The organism is Paenibacillus sedimenti, from assembly GCF_014534655.1.
Classification (GTDB): domain Bacteria; phylum Bacillota; class Bacilli; order Paenibacillales; family NBRC-103111; genus Paenibacillus_E; species Paenibacillus_E sedimenti.
This window is the reverse complement of sequence record NZ_JACVVD010000001.1, coordinates 777,031-792,361: the sequence shown is the minus strand read 5'-3', so window position 1 is coordinate 792,361 and position 15,331 is coordinate 777,031. Positions and strand designations below refer to the sequence as shown.

The following is a 15,331-nucleotide window of genomic DNA, read 5'->3' as shown; positions in this document are numbered from 1 at the left end:
TAACTTCGTTATGAAAGTGGACTTTTTAAACAACTACTAAGATTAAACACTTACTTTCACCATTGCCGGGCGGATTACTTTATCCTTCAGCATATAGCCTTTTTGCAGTTCTTCAACGACTATGCCTTCTTCGTGTTCTTCGGATTCTACCTGCATGATCGCTTGGTGGAATTCGGGATTGAACGGTTGACCTACGGCCTCGATCGGCTTCAAGCCTTCTTGCGTCAGCACTTGATCCAGTTGGCGGAAAGTCATATCCAAACCTTTCACCAAGGCGTCAAAATCTTTCGCTTCCTTGCTGGAAGACAGCGCGCGATCGAAGTTATCGACGACAGGCAAAAGCTGCTCGATCAATTTAAGAGAAGCGTATTTCGCAAAATCTTCTTTCTCCGCTCTGGAGCGGCGGCGGAAGTTATCGAAGTCCGCTTGAACGCGCAAAAAACGCTGATAGTTTTCATCGGATTGCATACGCAATTGATCCAATTCGCTAAGCGCACCAGCTTCCTCGGATCCCGCTTGCGATTGGTCTGCCGCTTCAGCCTGCTGCTCGGCAGCTTGCTCGCTTTCGGCTGCGTATGTAGCATTCACATCTTGCTCTGCAGTTTGTTTATTCTCATTACTCAATTGTCCTTCACCTCCTTAAAAAACTATATCTTGCCGTCAGTTTGCCCATCTTTAGGCTTCTTCAAAAGGCTGCTTCATCTTAATGACGGTATGAATGCGCAATACGGCCGCTGCAACTTCTCCAGCCGCTTGCAGCGCATGTATTTTTACATCGGCCGGGTCAATGATGCCAGCTTCAATGAAGTCTGTCACCTGACCCGTATCGCAATCGATACCCAAGCTGTCTGTTTCCATAGCGATTTGTGCAGCTTTAAGCTCTTCGACCTTTTCCAGCGGATTGTAGCCCGCGTTCACGACGATCTGCGCCAGCGGCTTCCGCAGCGCTCCGGCTACGGCGGCTACGCCGAAGCCTTCCATGCCCTTCATCGTCTCTCGCAGGCGCTCCAGATCGTGGGCGACAGCCATCTCGACGGCGCCGCCGCCGGGCAAATACCCGCCGCGCACGGCGGCTTGGACGGCCGACGCGGCGTCCTTGGCGATGCGCGAGCGCTCGTGGGCCGCCTCGCGCGTCGCCGCGCCGACGATGACGGTCACGTGCTGCTCGCCGTGACCGCGGCTGACGCGCACGCGCTCCAGCCGCTCATCGTAGGCGGCGTAGCCCGCGTGCCCGAGCGCTGCGCCGAGCTCAGGCGCGCTCTTGCGCAGCGCCGTGCGCCGCACCGGCCGGGCGCCAGTGTGCTCGCTCAGCTGCTGCAGGTCCCTGCGGGACAACCGCTGCAGCACGAGAATACCCTGGTCGGAGCAAAATTGCTCCGCCTCGGGATCCACCCCGCGGTCTGAGGCGATCAGACCGACGCCAAGCTCCAGCAGCATGCTGAAGCTGCTGCGGAACTGCTCTCTCAGCTGCATATGCCGCTGGAAGCCTGCCTCGGTGACCAGCGATTCCTCGCTGACCGCCTCAGGCTCCAAGGCGTCATGCAGCACGAGTACGCGGACATCGCGAAGCTCGCCGCCCGCATGCAAGTTCATCGGCTTCTGATTCAGCAGAATGCCGGGCCAGACTTCGCTGCTCGCCTCTTCATGGGCGAGCACGCTGTCCGCGAAGCGGTAGCCGTCTTCGCGCAGCTTCGCCTCGCCGACCGCTTCGGCGGCGGCGACGATCAGCCGCGCGATATCCGCTTGCTCGCGGCCTGCGGTAATTGCGATGCGCTTCAGCGCTGCATCGCCTAGCCCTTGGACGGCCCGGCTCCTGCTACGCAGGCTCCTCACAGCCAGCTCAATGCCTTGCTGCATCCCGCTGACGACCTTCGCCACCGGGACGCCGCGTGTCACTTGCGCAACGCCTTCGTGTACCAGCGCTCCGGCGAGCACGGTTGCGGTCGTCGTTCCGTCACCGATTTGACGCTGCTGGCTTTTCGCAACTTGAATGAGCAGCCGGGCAGCCGGGTGTGTGACGTCCATCTTTTCCAAGATGGTAACCCCGTCGTTGGTGATGATCACTTCACCTTGCGTTCCGACAAGCATCGTATCGAGTCCCTTGGGGCCAAGTGTGCCTTCTACAGCGGAGCAAATTGCTCTAACCGCTGCAGCGTTGTTCACCAGAGTTGAGAACCGCTCTTCGCCTTCATGTTGAATGCCGCTCATTTGCCGTACCATCGCCCAAGAACGACTTCCAAATGCTTCGAAAGATGATTCAGCAAATTGATAACTCTGCCATATTCCATGCGGGTAGGTCCTAGAATGCCAATCGTGCCAAGCGGCTTGTCGCCGATCGAATAAGAAGCGGTAATCAAGCTGCAATTATTAATCGCTTCGATGCTGTTTTCATTGCCGATTTTGACGTCGATGCCTTCATTGGAAGATGTAAACAGTTTGATGAGCGTAGGCGCTTCTTCCAATAGATCAAGAATGCTCTTCACTTTATCAACGTCTTTGAATTCGGGCTGAATGAGCATATTCGTCATCCCGCTAAGGAAAACGCGATCCTTCTCATCGTTCTGAAGGACGCTTTCCACGACAGACACGAGCTCCTGATACCCATTCACATACTTGCTCAGCTCACTCGAAATCTCGTTGTAAAGCTTGGATTTAAACTGAAGCAATGGCACATTCTTGAGCCTTGCGTTCAATAAATTGACGACCTTTTCGATCTCGGACATCGGTACGCCTTCCGGGATCGTGATCGTTTTGTTCTCCACATGCCCCGTATTTGTCACGATAATCGTCACTGCCGTTGTATCCGACAGCGGAACGATTTGCAGATGTTTCAAAGTCGTGCTGAACACCTCAGGGCCGAGAACGATGGATGTATAATTAGTGAGACTAGAGAGCATTCCCGCTACATGCTGAATGACATCTTCCATCTCTTGAATGCGTTGTGCGAAGACCATCTTCATGGCATCGAGCTCATGTGTCTGCAGGGAGCCGTGCTGAAGCAAATGATCCACATAATAGCGATAACCTTTGTGCGAAGGGATCCGGCCAGCGGATGTATGTGGTTGCTCGAGAAAGCCCATCTCTTCCAGGTCGGACATTTCATTACGGATCGTAGCCGGACTGAATCCAACGTTGCCCCGTTTGGAAATGCTTCGAGAACCAATCGGTTCTGCTGAACGTACATAGTCATCAATGATAGCACTCAAAATCATACGTTGACGTTCTGATAACATATATACCCCTCCTTGTGAGAGCTTTACTTTACCATCGCTGCTCCACTGTCGTTAGCACTCTTATTTAGTGAGTGCTAAATCCTATTACAAAAATAACAGACCCTAAGGTCTGTTGTCAAGTCAATCCAATCGTTTGAGGACGGCAATTTCATCACAGCAATACTGCTTTTTGCAATGCATGCAATCCTTCCAAACCTTCTCCGGGAATATCTCTTTAGGCACAACGGTAAAGCCGTTTTTTTGGAAAAAAGCCACTTCATACGTGAGTGCCATTACTTTAATAATGCCTTGGCTTCTTGCCTCTTCAACAAGAAAATTGACGAGCTTGCCGCCGATCCCCTGCCCTTTATAGCCTGGTGTCATTCCCAGTGAACGAATCTCAACCAAGTCAGGTCCCAGACGTGTTAACGAACCGCAGCCGATGAGCAGATTGTCATGTTCAGCGACTACAAACGTTTCGATGTGCTCTTGCAGCATATTTCTGGTACGGGGGAGCATAATCCCCTGCTTGGCGTAGCCTTGTATAATATCATAAAGCTTCTCGATATCATCGCTGGAAGCTTTTCTCACGGTCACTGTTGAATTCACCATTATCCCACCAATCGCAATAAAAAATGCATAAAACCCAAGCCAGCGTCATAGCGGCTTTACCGCACTTACGCTTGTGGATTCATGTATAAATATACAACGAAACGTATATTTGCACAAGAACTATTTATACCGATTTTGGCAGAAATGGATAAGTTGTTTTAGGAAAGGAATGATGCAAAAACTTCGTTGCCAAGCAGGATTCCTTGCTTCGAAAGCCTATATCCGTCCTGCGTTCGTTCGAGCAGCTGTTTGCGCAGCCATTGGTCTAATGTAGATTCGAATTGCGATTCTATCGTGATACCAAACTGGCTGATGAAATCGGCATTCCTTACACCTTCCAGCATACGCAAGCCGACCATCATGAAATCTTCCATTGCTTCCTGGCGCGTTACTTCGAATTGCTCCGCAATCGGCAAGCCCTGTTTGGTCGCATCGATATATGGCTGAATGCCTTTTACATTGACATGCCGCTGTCCATTCATATACCCGTGAGCCCCGGCGCCCAGACCATAATAGGAGCGGTTGCGCCAATACATCGAGTTATGCCTGCTTTCGCAACCCGGCTTTGCGAAGTTGCTGATCTCGTACTGCTTGTAACCCGCGTCTTGCAGTCTGTTCATAATCAGTTCGTACATTTCCACTTCTTCGTCTTCACTTGGAAGAGGCAGTTGATTTTTGTGAAACAAGGTGTGGAACAACGTGTTTTCTTCCACTTTTAGGCTATATATCGAGTAATGCTGCAAATCCAGCGCTAAAGCTTCATCTAAAGTAGCCTGCATGATATCGACAGTTTGTTTAGGAAGTCCAAACATCAGATCGATCGATAAGTTATTAAAGCCCAGTTTCTTGGCGTTCTCGATGCTTCTGAATACATCGTCCGTATTATGAATGCGTCCGATTGCTGCTAACAAATCATTATTGAAGGACTGTACGCCGAAACTGATGCGGTTGACGCCGCCTTCTTTCATGACGGCCAGCTTATCCTCATCCGTTGTCCCGGGATTCGCTTCCATCGAGAATTCAACCTCTGAGCTGTCCGCTGGAAAATAAGTCCGAACCATTAGCAGAAACCGCTCCATTTGATCGGGCAGCAGAACTGTCGGCGTTCCGCCGCCAACGAAGATTGTTTCTACTTTAGCAGGCGGATTCTCTCTTACCGTCAGCTCCATTTCACGTTCAAGGGCATCCAAATATTCCATCACCGGCTGACCTTTGAGCACGTAAGAGTTGAAATCGCAATAATGACATTTGTTCGTGCAAAAGGGAATATGAATATACACAGCCGTTGGAGCCGCATAAGTAACCAGCATAAGAAATCGTTCCTTTCTGAGCGAAAAAGCCAAGGGGCAGAGTACTCTGCCACCCCGGCTTCTCATCTTTTCGTTCTATTCGTCGATTTTGAGAACAGCCATGAATGCTTCCTGCGGCACCTCAACGCTGCCGACCTGCTTCATGCGCTTCTTCCCTTCCTTCTGCTTATCGAGCAGCTTCCGTTTACGTGAAATGTCACCGCCGTAACATTTGGCGAGGACGTTTTTGCGCATCGCTTTAACGGTCTCACGAGCAACAATCTTTTGTCCGATTGCCGCTTGGATCGGCACCTCGAACATTTGCCGCGGAATGAGTTCCTTCAGCTTATCGCAAATAATTTTACCGCGATTATAAGCTCCGTCACGATGAACGATGAACGACAGGGCGTCGACCTGTTCGCCATTAAGGAGGATGTCCATTTTCACGAGATTGGATTTCTTGTAGCCTGTTACTTCATAGTCGAATGAAGCGTAGCCTTTTGTTCTTGACTTCAACTGGTCGAAGAAATCATAGACAATCTCGGACAATGGGATGTCATACGTCAATGTCACCCGATTAGAGTCCAGGTACTCCATATTGATGTATTCACCGCGTTTACCTTGGCAAAGCTCCATAATCGTACCTACATAATCGTTCGGTACGATAACCGATGCTTTCACGTAAGGCTCTTCAACGAAATCAATCCGCTGCGGATCCGGGTAGTTGGACGGATTATCGATGTCCATCACTTCGCCGTTCGTCAATGTTACGCGGTAGATTACACTCGGCGCGGTTGTAATAAGCGGGATGTTGAATTCGCGCTCGATACGCTCCTGAATGATCTCCATGTGCAGCAGTCCCAGGAATCCGCAGCGAAAACCAAAGCCAAGTGCCGAAGATGTCTCTGGCTCAAAGCGCAACGACGCGTCGTTCAGCTCGAGCTTTTGCAGTGCCTCGCGAAGATCGTTGTAATCGGATGTTTCGATCGGGTACAGTCCGCAGAATACCATCGGGTTGATCCGGCGGTAACCTGGAAGCGGTTCAGGCGCCGGACGAGTTGCATCTGTCACTGTATCCCCGACCCGCGTATCCCCTACATTCTTGATTCCGGCTACGATAAAGCCTACATCGCCTACATCGAGGGAATCCACGATCGACATTCTTGGCTTAAACGCGCCAACTTCAATGACCTCAAACGTTTTGTTCGTCGCCATCATCTTGATTTTGGAGCCTGCCTTGATCGATCCGTCTACGACCCGAACATACACGATAACGCCTTTATAGGCATCATAATGAGAGTCGAAAATCAGCGCTTTTAACGGATTGTCCGGATCTCCCTGAGGCGCCGGCACTTTCTGACACACTTGTTCCAAAATTTCTTTAATGCCGATACCGGCCTTCGCGGAAGCCAACACCGCTTCACTCGCATCGAGGCCGATGACATCCTCAACTTCCTGCTTCACTTTCTCAGGATCGGCGCTCGGCAAATCGATTTTATTAATAACGGGTAAAATTTCAAGATTATTATCCAGCGCCAGATATACATTGGCCAGCGTCTGCGCTTCAATGCCTTGTGCCGCGTCCACGACAAGCAGCGCGCCTTCGCAAGCTGCAAGACTTCGGGATACTTCATACGTGAAGTCGACGTGCCCCGGGGTATCAATCAAATTCAAAATGTACTCCTCACCATCGTCCGCGCGGTAGGTCAATCTTACCGCTTGCAGCTTGATGGTGATTCCGCGTTCCCGCTCCAGATCCATCTGGTCGAGCACCTGCTCCTGCATCTCACGGGAAGACAGCGCTCCTGTATATTCCAAAATGCGGTCGGCAAGCGTCGACTTACCGTGGTCGATATGTGCGATAATTGAAAAGTTGCGAATTTTCTTTTGTCTAGCTCGAATGTCCGTCATGCTAAAGACTAACCCCCACTACATGCAAATAATTTTCATTATAGCAGTTGTAAGAAGTCCCAGCAATGTGCCGGCGTCATCCTTTGCCAAGCACCGCATCAAATAACGATACAAACAGCTTGATCCCGTGGTGCGCTACGATTTGCAGCAGGTCGCCAAGCTTGTTCCCGACATGGTTGAGCGAATTATCATGATCGGCTACAGGGTCGGGCTTCGTTTCCGCTTCAGTTTTCGCTTTTTCCTCTTCCTCGGCAGCTTTGCCCTTCGCTACTGACTTGGTAGGCGAAGGGGTTACCTCAGCGGCAAGCGCCGTTACTTTTGCTTTCGGCTTTACGGTCGCCTCTTGCGTTTCTTTGGAGGAAGGAGGCAGCGGCCCTTGTATGCGTTCCACTCCACCGGACGCAAGGCTCACGCCGAATAAGATGCAAAACATCAATAACAGTCCGAACAATCCGACTTTGAAATAAAAATGCTTCATCCTCATCTTCTCCTCCGCCTTCAATCGCGCCCAGTATTAAGATTGCTTAGCGGCCGGAACCGGCGCGTCTACTTTCTTCGCATTTAATATCACTTCTGAAATAGCCTCTGACAGCCAATCCGTTGTCCGGTAGCATTCTTCCAGGGTATTGTAAGGACCCCCGACTTCAATCAGGATGTTGTTGGGAGAAAAGTTTTGATTGTAAAGACCGTTGCCCTCATTGGCTTCTTTGGCATGAATGCCTTTGGAAATGCCGGGATGTTTGGCTTCCAGCACCTGATGAATTTTTCTCGCAAATTCTTCATTTTTTTTCCAATTCGGATTTTTGCCGCCGATGATAAAGTACACCTGCGCGTAATCCTTGCCATCGATGGTAACTGTCGTTTTGCTGCGGGATGAAGAATCGCGATGAATATCAAAATAATACTGTAGATCCGGGTGAGCGACAGCGGCTTCCTGGAGTGTTTTCAACGAATATTTGTACGAGTACGGATATTCAAAATTTTTCACTGTGCTCGGATATACGGTTTCTGAATGAACGGCGCCGATGCCGTCTCTTTCCAGATTTTGCGCCAACCTTTTGCCGACAGAAATAATGTTGACTTTGTCACTATAGGCTTTATCAGGATTAGTGATGCCTTTAAGCTCAGGCAAGAACGATTCATTACTGTGCGTTTGATAGACAAATGCGACGTTTTTACCGGCTGTTCTCGGTGGTTGGCCCATTGATACGTTCGTTGGCGTTGGACTTGCGGATACGGCAACCTCCGGTGTTATGGAAGGCAGCGGGGTTTTGGCTTCTGCGTCAAGTGCATTCGCCGGAGGTGTATAATCTTGGGGTTCACTCGGATTCGTCGCACTTCCTCTCACAAGCACCGTACTCTTTGTCAAATCCATGCCAGGCACTTCGCTGGCCATCAAGCTTTTGGGATCCCGCGGGTTAATATCCGTCATAAAACGGAAAGCAAAGTTAAACACATTGTGCTGTGAAAATGTAAATTTCTTCTTGTCCTTATGCAGATGCGGCACTTCCATGCCTAACATATCGATAAAAAATTGATTGGTGACGGAGGCGGCGAGACTTTTCATCGAGGAGACAGGGGAGGTCGTTATGACTTTGGCCTGAAGAAAGCCTCCGACTCCAAGAAGGACGAACAAAGCGAAAGTAGCGGTGCTGAGCAGGATAAATGTTTTCCCGACAGAACCAGCGCTCTGAAACGTTTTGCGAACATGGCTGAGATTGAGTGTGGCGGATGTCCATTTCATAGTGTGATTCCTCCTAATCTATCTTACTTCAATCTATGAAACGAGCTCCTTCAGTAGAACTCAAACGATAGATTTTTTTCAGATAGAGAAAAAGAAAAGACGCCGCATATCATCCCTGATATCGACGTCTGGATATTTTATAAAGTTATGGGGTTATACAACAGATCCAAAATCAAAAGAGCCTTTCGCCACAATCGTCACGCCGCTAGTTTTATTTAACACGGTAGGACCGTTGTAAAGTTTGACCAGCTTTGAATTCGTAGGCTTTTCGCCCCTTTTGCTGCGAGATTGGTTACGAGCTTTCTTCGTGGGCTTCAACATATTGAATCCTTCCTTTCACAATGGATTTGAGTGAAGACACCAGCTTCGCGTTTCGTTCAGACAACTCCATCATTACTCCATGATGGCTTCTGTACGGGATATCCGTCTTGGTTTTGAAATGTATGGATGAAACAATCGTCGGATGCAGCTTGACACAGTAAATGTACTCAAACTCTCCATCCTCTTTGTCTTTAGCTCGCCCTAAGTATATGTTCGTATCTTTGCCGCGATAACATTCTGCAATGTAACTTACAGGATCATCGACATGAAATTGATGGTGGCTGCCAACCTGACCGGCACGGCCAAATTGTTTCAAAGTGACGCCATCTTCCAGCAGTTCAAACAATGTTGCAGCAGTCACTTCTTGAAGCTCAATTGTACCACAATTGGAATCAAATGTCTTATGGAATTTATCCAGCACCCTGTCGTAATCTACACTGGCAACGCTGAGCGAATCCAAGGAATCAAACAGAAAACTGCGAAGCGCATCATTTTTTCGTATATCCGACTTCTTATAGCGCTTTTTTTGACCAAGGATACTTGTTTTCAGTGGATACAGATGCGGTCCCGCCAGTTGAACTAATTCATCATTTTCATTATGGTCGTCGATCGTCAAAGGATGATAGCCTTCCAGATAGTCAGGTAATTGACGGCTTTTTGGCATCACAATAAACGTCCTGCTGTATCCTAGTTCTCCAATGCACAACCCGATTAAGATTAATAGATTATGATAGGTTGAAGCGTTATCCATATCCGAATGAGTTAAGATGATGAGACCAAAATCCGTCTCTTCCATATGTTTCTTCAGCATATTCAATTTATGATGCGATGCGGAAAGCACGCCTTGATGAATAACGGAAACCTCCGAAGCAGCCGATAGTTGGGTTTGATAAAACTCTGCCCATATGGAGCTTTGCTGCGAACAGCCGATAAATAGTTTTGGCTTCATTTTACTCTTAGCCCTAATTCCTTAAACATTTGCTTCACTGTAAAAGTGGCTGGACCTAGTCCCGCAAGTAGTCCTGCGCTGTGATGCGGATTATATTTCAATGGGGTTAAACCGATTAAATCGGTAGCCAGATGGAAAGGCTCGTCATCCGGAACAAGGAAGTACGTTCTCTCTAAGCCAATTTGCCCGATGAATAAGCCAAGCTCAAGAATGACATTATCTCTGACCGTACTGACTACGGTATCTCTCAGCAGCGTCAAATCGCTCGGTTGAAAAACAAAAATGGCGAAGTCTGAAGCCTTAGCATTCCGGATGAGTGGCGCTAACGTCGTTTGAGAGGGAGGAAACAACAGCTGACTCCATACAGTCACTTCAAACGCATATTGAAGATTAGCCTGTAACGCTTCAGCGACTTCTACGCTTTCAGCGGAAGACCCGATGAATAACTTCGCTTTTTCTGAATGACTCATAATCCCACTTCCTGCTTCTCAGTTATCATTGTCAACCAATTCGACACCACGCTCCTTTCTCCTTCAAAATCTATCCATAATTTAGCAAAAAAGCTGTCCCTACGATTTGTAGTGACAGCTTTGAACGATTAATGGGTATAGGCCGCTACGTTATCGACACTGACGGCATCGTGAAGTGCAGCATTTAAGCCGCTTGCGATAATATTGGCAATATCCTCGATAAACTGGTCGATCTCCTTCGGTGTCACGAGAAGATCATGCCCGACCGGATTCAGCACTTCCTTGACCAACAGCAGTCGTTCTTCCTCCTTCATGCCGTCCAGAAGCCCCAGAATCTGCCCAGTATTGCTTGTCTGCTCACTGAAATGCTTATGCATCATATCAAAAGCATTATTAACAATCGTTGATGCATAGACAACCGTTGGGACCCCAATGGCAACGACCGGAATGCCCAAGACCTCCTTTGTAAGGCCCTTGCGCTTGTTGCCAATCCCTGAGCCGGGATGGATGCCGGTATCAGCGATTTGAATCGTCGTATTGACACGCTCTAAGGATCTGGATGCTAAGGCATCTATGGCAATGATGAAATCCGGTTGGGATTTCTCCACGATCCCCTGCACGATATCGCTGCTTTCTATGCCTGTGGTACCCAATACGCCGGGCGCTACGGCGCTTACAGCGCGATACCCCGGGCCTACGTCATCAGGCATCAGCTCAAAGTAATGACGTGTCACCATTACATTATCCACGACTAGAGGACCGAGCGCATCGGGCGTAACGCTGGAATTGCCAAGTCCGATAATGAGCACTTTTGCCTCTTTCGATATACCGATCTCCAGCAAAAACTGGCCAAATTCTTGAGCAAGCTTCGTTGCCACGCGATCCTGCAATTGGGTGTCCTTTTGCCGTAGAGCCGGCACTTCAATCGTTATGTAATGTCCGGGAAGCTTGCCAAGCGCCTTAGAACCTTCTTCATTTAATACATTGATCTTGGTCACCCGAATCCCATTTTCTCGTTTCGTATCCGTTTCAATACCGGGTATGGCTTGCCCCTGATTGGCAGCCTGCGCCAAGTCCCTTGCATCTAACGCAAGGTCTATATGTGTGGAATATGCGTTTAAATCCATAACTGTTCCCCTTTCTCAGGTAGCATTGCATAGCTTATTGTGCGACGAACATATAACCGTTATTCAAAAAAGAAGGCCGGCGAGAACCTATTGACAGGTCTTGCATTTTCACTTTCTGCATGGTAGAATACTTAAAGTTGTCAGCAAACATGCAAATGTAACGTTGAACGTGTTTTGTGAAGTAGGAGGTGAATTTCATGCCAAACATTAAATCCGCTATTAAACGAGTAAAAGTTAGCGAAAAGCGCCGTCTTCGCAACGCTTCCCAAAAGTCCGCACTGCGTACTGCTGTGAAAGCTTTCGAAACAGCTGCAAGCAATAATGCAGAAACTGCCAAAGATGCTCTGATTAACGCTTCTAAGAAATTAGACAAAGCAGCTTCTAAAGGTTTAATCCATAAAAATGCCGCTAACCGCAAGAAGTCCCGTCTGGCTAAAAAGCTGAACGCTCTTACGGCTCAAGCGTAACCCAAGAACATACAAACAAAAGTCCAGCTCTCTTTCAAGAGAACTGGACTTTTCTTTATATGGTGAGAGGTGGGGGATAAGTTAGGCCGCCAGCCTAAGCAAAAACATTTCGAGTCCTAATACTTTATCGATTTTCCCGCTTTTCATCTGGAAATCAAGATCGGCCAGTTGCGACATGATCGCGCACAGCTTGTCCGCTTCATACTTGCGGGCCTGTCCCTCTGCCACTTTAACCGCGAACGGATGCAATCCGATTTGCGAAGCCATCTGCTGCTGCGAATATCCCTGCTTGCTTAGCTCTTTCACCTGCAGCATAATGCGGAACTGTCTGGCGATGAGCGCGGCGATCTTAATGGGCTCTTCACGCTGTTTGAGCAGTTCCTCCAGGATGACGAACGCTCTTTCCAGCCTCAAATTTACGATATCTTCGATGAGAATAAACACATTCTGCTCCGTGCTGCGCGCCACGAGTTGATCAACGGTTTCCTTCGACGCCGTACCTCCATTCCCCACATACAAAGATATCTTCTCAATCTCAGCCGATAAGGACTGCAGATTTCCTCCCGTATACAGAATCAACTGATCGACCGATCCTCCAGTGAAGGCAAAACCTAATTTCTGCGCTTGTCGAGTGACCCACTGCTGCAGCTCCTCCGCAGTAAGCGAGAGGAACGGAATCGCTGCTTCATGCTCTTTAAGCGATTTAACGACCTTTTTGCGCTCATCCAGCTTATCCGCATCGACAGTAAAGACGATCACAGTATGCTCGGCAGGAGACTTCAGATAGTCGATCAGGCGGTCCAGGTGATGCTCCACCTTGGTGCTCTCTTTAGCTCCTGTGAAAAAAAGCGCATTCGTCGCAATGATGAGCTTTTTCGGAACCATGAACGGCAGTGTTTCTGCATCTTCCAGCACCGCCGAAAGACTGATTTCACCCAAATCAAATTTACTGACGGCAAATTCCTTATGTTCCGGTTCAATCAGCGAATCCATCAATACTTGAATGAATTCTCTCATTCTATATTTCTCGAGCCCGTAACACAAATAAACCGGAGCCGGCCGCCCTGCTTGTATGTCTTTCAATGCTTTCTTCGCATCCATTTTCCCACACACTCCTATAAGCTCAAGCTTCCCACCATCATCTTACCAACAACAAAGGGATTGCGTCAAAGTCCGAAGACATTGACGCAATCCCTTTGCCGAGCAACTGGAAGAATTTGTCCCGAAAGGGTCCCCTTTCGGAAACAGCATCTATTTAAACACCGGTGCAAAGGCTCTAGAAACCTTTGACCGAGTGACGAACCACCGAACACATTCACGCGCTTCTCATACAGCATACGCGCGGCGATCCGTTTGGTGCATTCATTTTGCAAAAAAATTATGGAGAAATTTCCGTCTTTGCTTTTACATCGATCACAAAAGACTTGGACGTATCGCCACTGGTAACTTGATAAGTCAACTTGTCATCTGTAGACCACTCAACTAGCTTAAGCTCATCGGACTCCGACCATTCCTGTTTGGAAGTAAACACGATTTCCTGGGAGGAGCTGTCCCGAATGACAACATGCCGCTGCTCGATGACAGCTTCATAAGCGCCAGTCGCAGATTTTAAAGGATGGTCAGGCTGGGCAGTAAAAGAAAAAATACCATTTCTATTGCCGATATTCTCTTGCGGGTCACTCATTTTTGCTACCGGAGACGGTGAAGGCTCATCAGCTTTCAATGTATTCATATCCTTAGGCTCATCCTGTGTCGTATTCGCCTTGTTCTGATTCGAATCCGTCGGTTCCGCTGGTTTAGCAGCAGGATTATTCTTCTCAGAAGCTCCCGGCGATTGCGGATCTTTCATCCGCTCAGGCTCCGTTGTTGCCGGAGTCATGCGCGAAGCCGGATCGCTTGGTGTACTCTTCGGAGAACCTGACTGATCAAGAGCCATTGGTTTCTCCAGTTTCGCATCCGTTGTTGCCTGTGGAGAAGGGATATCTGCAGGCGGAGTGCTCTCCCGATTCATCTCTGAGGTGGCGGGTGCAGCCTTAGAGGCTGAATTACCATCATCCATCATCGTTTTCCGGTCGGCTGCGCCACCGGATGTTGTGCCGGCCGCAGGAGCGTTTTGTGCGGCGGCGGAAGACTCCGACTTGGTTCTAGGTTGAAGCAAGCCATCCGCTTGATCCAGCACCGGATGCTTCATGTTGAAAGCAAAAAATCCGATAATGAGGCCCGCTGCTACGACACCTCCGGCGAATTTCCAAGAAAACTGCGACCCGAAACGGCGTGTCCAAGGGAGTTTAGTCGGCTGCCCGGCTGCCAGGGATGGAGCTTGCGTGCTGAAAGCAGTCGCCGGATCGGTAATGGATGCCGCGGCATGCCGATCGATCTCACCCAGTTGCGGCAGTATCGCATCGACCAAGCTGTATGGAGGAACGACCTTGGGCAGTCCTGCCAGCTCATCGGACAAGCGCTGCAAACGTTCGAACATTTCGGCGCACTCTAAGCAATGCATCAGGTGAGCTTCGAGCTCTTCCTCCTCCTGTGCAAGCAAATCTCCATCCAGTTGTCTTTGCATAAGCTCCATCACCTCTTGACAATTCATCCCCGAACACCTCCTTTCTGATATTCTTGGAGCAGCGACTGCAATTGCTGTCTAGCTCGAAATAAGTAAGACTTTACCGTATTCAGCGGTAAGTTTAACGACTCTGCAATTTCATGATACGAAAAGTCCTGCAAATAGCGAAGAACAACAACAGATCGGTGGTGATCGGGAAGCTTATCGATCGCTTCTCGTATATCTTTCGCTAAATATCCGCTCATAATCTCATTCTCTACGTTATGTTCGGCAGTAAATATCATTTCGTGCTCATCAATGGAAACCGTTGGCTTCGCCTTGCGAAATTTATCAATGCAGATGTTGGTGACAATCCGCTGCACCCACGTCTTGAACAGTGCTTTTTCTTCATAAGAATTAATTTTGGTATAAATGCGAAGCAAGGCCTCTTGCGATGCGTCCAAGGCATCTTGTTCATTATTCAAAATATAATAAGCGGTTCGATAGACGTGAGCCTCGATTTCTCGCAATAGGGTAATGAGAGCATCACGGTCACCGGCTTGAGCGGCCCTAACCAGTTCGGGTGCTACCACTGGGATCCCTCCCTCTTGCAATCTTACAGACGCAGTTGCATCCAATAAGGTTGCAATCTATAGAATAAAAAAACATTTGCTGTCTTGCAAC

15 protein-coding genes are annotated in these 15,331 nt (G+C 48.8%); 1 reads left to right on the top strand and 14 read right to left on the bottom strand.

Annotated features, from left to right (window positions below):
• Positions 1-42: 42 nt before the first annotated feature.
• The 11 genes from grpE to gpr all read right to left on the bottom strand — a co-directional run bounded on the left by grpE (position 43) and on the right by gpr (position 11,635).
• The gene (gene grpE / locus ICC18_RS02895; protein ID WP_188172861.1) at positions 43-624 is read right to left on the bottom strand and encodes a nucleotide exchange factor GrpE; all 582 of its coding nucleotides are present in this window, start codon (positions 622-624) and stop codon (positions 43-45) included.
• A gap of 51 nt (positions 625-675) precedes the next feature.
• The gene (locus ICC18_RS02890) at positions 676-2,208 is read right to left on the bottom strand and encodes a TCP-1/cpn60 chaperonin family protein (protein ID WP_188172860.1); all 1,533 of its coding nucleotides are present in this window, start codon (positions 2,206-2,208) and stop codon (positions 676-678) included.
• Positions 2,205-3,233 (bottom strand): heat-inducible transcriptional repressor HrcA, encoded by a 1,029-nt coding sequence (gene hrcA / locus ICC18_RS02885; RefSeq protein ID WP_188172859.1) that lies wholly within the window; start codon positions 3,231-3,233, stop codon positions 2,205-2,207. Before hrcA ends, ICC18_RS02890 begins: the two co-directional genes overlap by 4 nt.
• A gap of 120 nt (positions 3,234-3,353) precedes the next feature.
• Positions 3,354-3,824 carry an N-acetyltransferase gene (locus ICC18_RS02880; protein WP_188172858.1) on the bottom strand — a complete coding sequence of 157 codons (471 nt, stop codon included), beginning with the start codon at positions 3,822-3,824 and terminating at the stop codon, positions 3,354-3,356.
• 158 nt (positions 3,825-3,982) lie between these two features.
• Positions 3,983-5,134 carry a radical SAM family heme chaperone HemW gene (gene hemW, locus ICC18_RS02875; protein ID WP_188172857.1) on the bottom strand — a complete coding sequence of 384 codons (1,152 nt, stop codon included), beginning with the start codon at positions 5,132-5,134 and terminating at the stop codon, positions 3,983-3,985.
• Positions 5,135-5,209: 75 nt separating this feature from the next.
• Entirely contained in the window at positions 5,210-7,024 is a 1,815-nt protein-coding gene (gene lepA / locus ICC18_RS02870) for a translation elongation factor 4 (protein ID WP_188172856.1), read from the bottom strand.
• Between the two features lie 76 nt (positions 7,025-7,100).
• A complete protein-coding gene (locus ICC18_RS02865) occupies positions 7,101-7,502 on the bottom strand; it encodes a DUF3679 domain-containing protein (protein WP_188172855.1) in 402 nt (133 codons plus the stop codon).
• 36 nt (positions 7,503-7,538) lie between these two features.
• On the bottom strand, positions 7,539-8,768 hold the full coding sequence (spoIIP, locus tag ICC18_RS02860; protein ID WP_188172854.1) for a stage II sporulation protein P: 1,230 nt from the start codon (positions 8,766-8,768) through the stop codon (positions 7,539-7,541).
• A 292-nt stretch (positions 8,769-9,060) separates the two neighbouring features.
• Positions 9,061-10,038 (bottom strand): TIR domain-containing protein, encoded by a 978-nt coding sequence (locus ICC18_RS02855; protein WP_188172853.1) that lies wholly within the window; start codon positions 10,036-10,038, stop codon positions 9,061-9,063.
• The gene (locus ICC18_RS02850; RefSeq protein ID WP_188172852.1) at positions 10,035-10,508 is read right to left on the bottom strand and encodes a TIR domain-containing protein; all 474 of its coding nucleotides are present in this window, start codon (positions 10,506-10,508) and stop codon (positions 10,035-10,037) included. The genes ICC18_RS02855 and ICC18_RS02850 overlap by 4 nt, the downstream gene beginning before the upstream one ends.
• 128 nt (positions 10,509-10,636) lie before the next feature.
• A complete protein-coding gene (gene gpr / locus ICC18_RS02845) occupies positions 10,637-11,635 on the bottom strand; it encodes a GPR endopeptidase (protein WP_188172851.1) in 999 nt (332 codons plus the stop codon).
• Positions 11,636-11,832: 197 nt separating this feature from the next.
• Between gpr and rpsT the strand changes: the two genes are divergently transcribed.
• Positions 11,833-12,102: a 30S ribosomal protein S20 gene (rpsT, locus tag ICC18_RS02840; RefSeq protein WP_188172850.1), complete on the top strand. Its 270-nt coding sequence runs from the start codon at positions 11,833-11,835 to the stop codon at positions 12,100-12,102.
• Between the two features lie 81 nt (positions 12,103-12,183).
• On the opposite strand, the gene holA is transcribed toward rpsT, so the two are convergent.
• The 3 genes from holA to ICC18_RS02825 form a co-directional block, all read right to left on the bottom strand.
• Positions 12,184-13,203, bottom strand: a complete 1,020-nt coding sequence (gene holA / locus ICC18_RS02835; protein WP_188172849.1) for a DNA polymerase III subunit delta — start codon at positions 13,201-13,203, stop codon at positions 12,184-12,186.
• A gap of 277 nt (positions 13,204-13,480) precedes the next feature.
• The gene (locus ICC18_RS02830) at positions 13,481-14,695 is read right to left on the bottom strand and encodes an anti-sigma factor family protein (protein ID WP_188172848.1); all 1,215 of its coding nucleotides are present in this window, start codon (positions 14,693-14,695) and stop codon (positions 13,481-13,483) included.
• Positions 14,692-15,240 carry an RNA polymerase sigma factor gene (locus tag ICC18_RS02825; protein ID WP_188172847.1) on the bottom strand — a complete coding sequence of 183 codons (549 nt, stop codon included), beginning with the start codon at positions 15,238-15,240 and terminating at the stop codon, positions 14,692-14,694. Before ICC18_RS02825 ends, ICC18_RS02830 begins: the two co-directional genes overlap by 4 nt.
• Positions 15,241-15,331 lie beyond the last annotated feature (91 nt).

What these genes read in the sequence shown, in the direction of transcription:
- spoIIP (WP_188172854.1), bottom strand. Translation starts at nt 8,768, where the DNA reads ATGAAATGGACATCCGCCACACTCAATCTCAGCCATGTTCGCAAAACG.
- ICC18_RS02865 (WP_188172855.1), bottom strand. Translation starts at nt 7,502, where the DNA reads ATGAAGCATTTTTATTTCAAAGTCGGATTGTTCGGACTGTTATTGATG.
- ICC18_RS02830 (WP_188172848.1), bottom strand. Translation starts at nt 14,695, where the DNA reads ATGAATTGTCAAGAGGTGATGGAGCTTATGCAAAGACAACTGGATGGA.
- holA (WP_188172849.1), bottom strand. Translation starts at nt 13,203, where the DNA reads ATGGATGCGAAGAAAGCATTGAAAGACATACAAGCAGGGCGGCCGGCT.
- lepA (WP_188172856.1), bottom strand. Translation starts at nt 7,024, where the DNA reads ATGACGGACATTCGAGCTAGACAAAAGAAAATTCGCAACTTTTCAATT.
- ICC18_RS02890 (WP_188172860.1), bottom strand. Translation starts at nt 2,208, where the DNA reads ATGAGCGGCATTCAACATGAAGGCGAAGAGCGGTTCTCAACTCTGGTG.
- hrcA (WP_188172859.1), bottom strand. Translation starts at nt 3,233, where the DNA reads ATGTTATCAGAACGTCAACGTATGATTTTGAGTGCTATCATTGATGAC.
- hemW (WP_188172857.1), bottom strand. Translation starts at nt 5,134, where the DNA reads ATGCTGGTTACTTATGCGGCTCCAACGGCTGTGTATATTCATATTCCC.
- ICC18_RS02850 (WP_188172852.1), bottom strand. Translation starts at nt 10,508, where the DNA reads ATGAGTCATTCAGAAAAAGCGAAGTTATTCATCGGGTCTTCCGCTGAA.
- ICC18_RS02880 (WP_188172858.1), bottom strand. Translation starts at nt 3,824, where the DNA reads ATGGTGAATTCAACAGTGACCGTGAGAAAAGCTTCCAGCGATGATATC.
- gpr (WP_188172851.1), bottom strand. Translation starts at nt 11,635, where the DNA reads ATGGATTTAAACGCATATTCCACACATATAGACCTTGCGTTAGATGCA.
- rpsT (WP_188172850.1), top strand. Translation starts at nt 11,833, where the DNA reads ATGCCAAACATTAAATCCGCTATTAAACGAGTAAAAGTTAGCGAAAAG.
- ICC18_RS02855 (WP_188172853.1), bottom strand. Translation starts at nt 10,038, where the DNA reads ATGAAGCCAAAACTATTTATCGGCTGTTCGCAGCAAAGCTCCATATGG.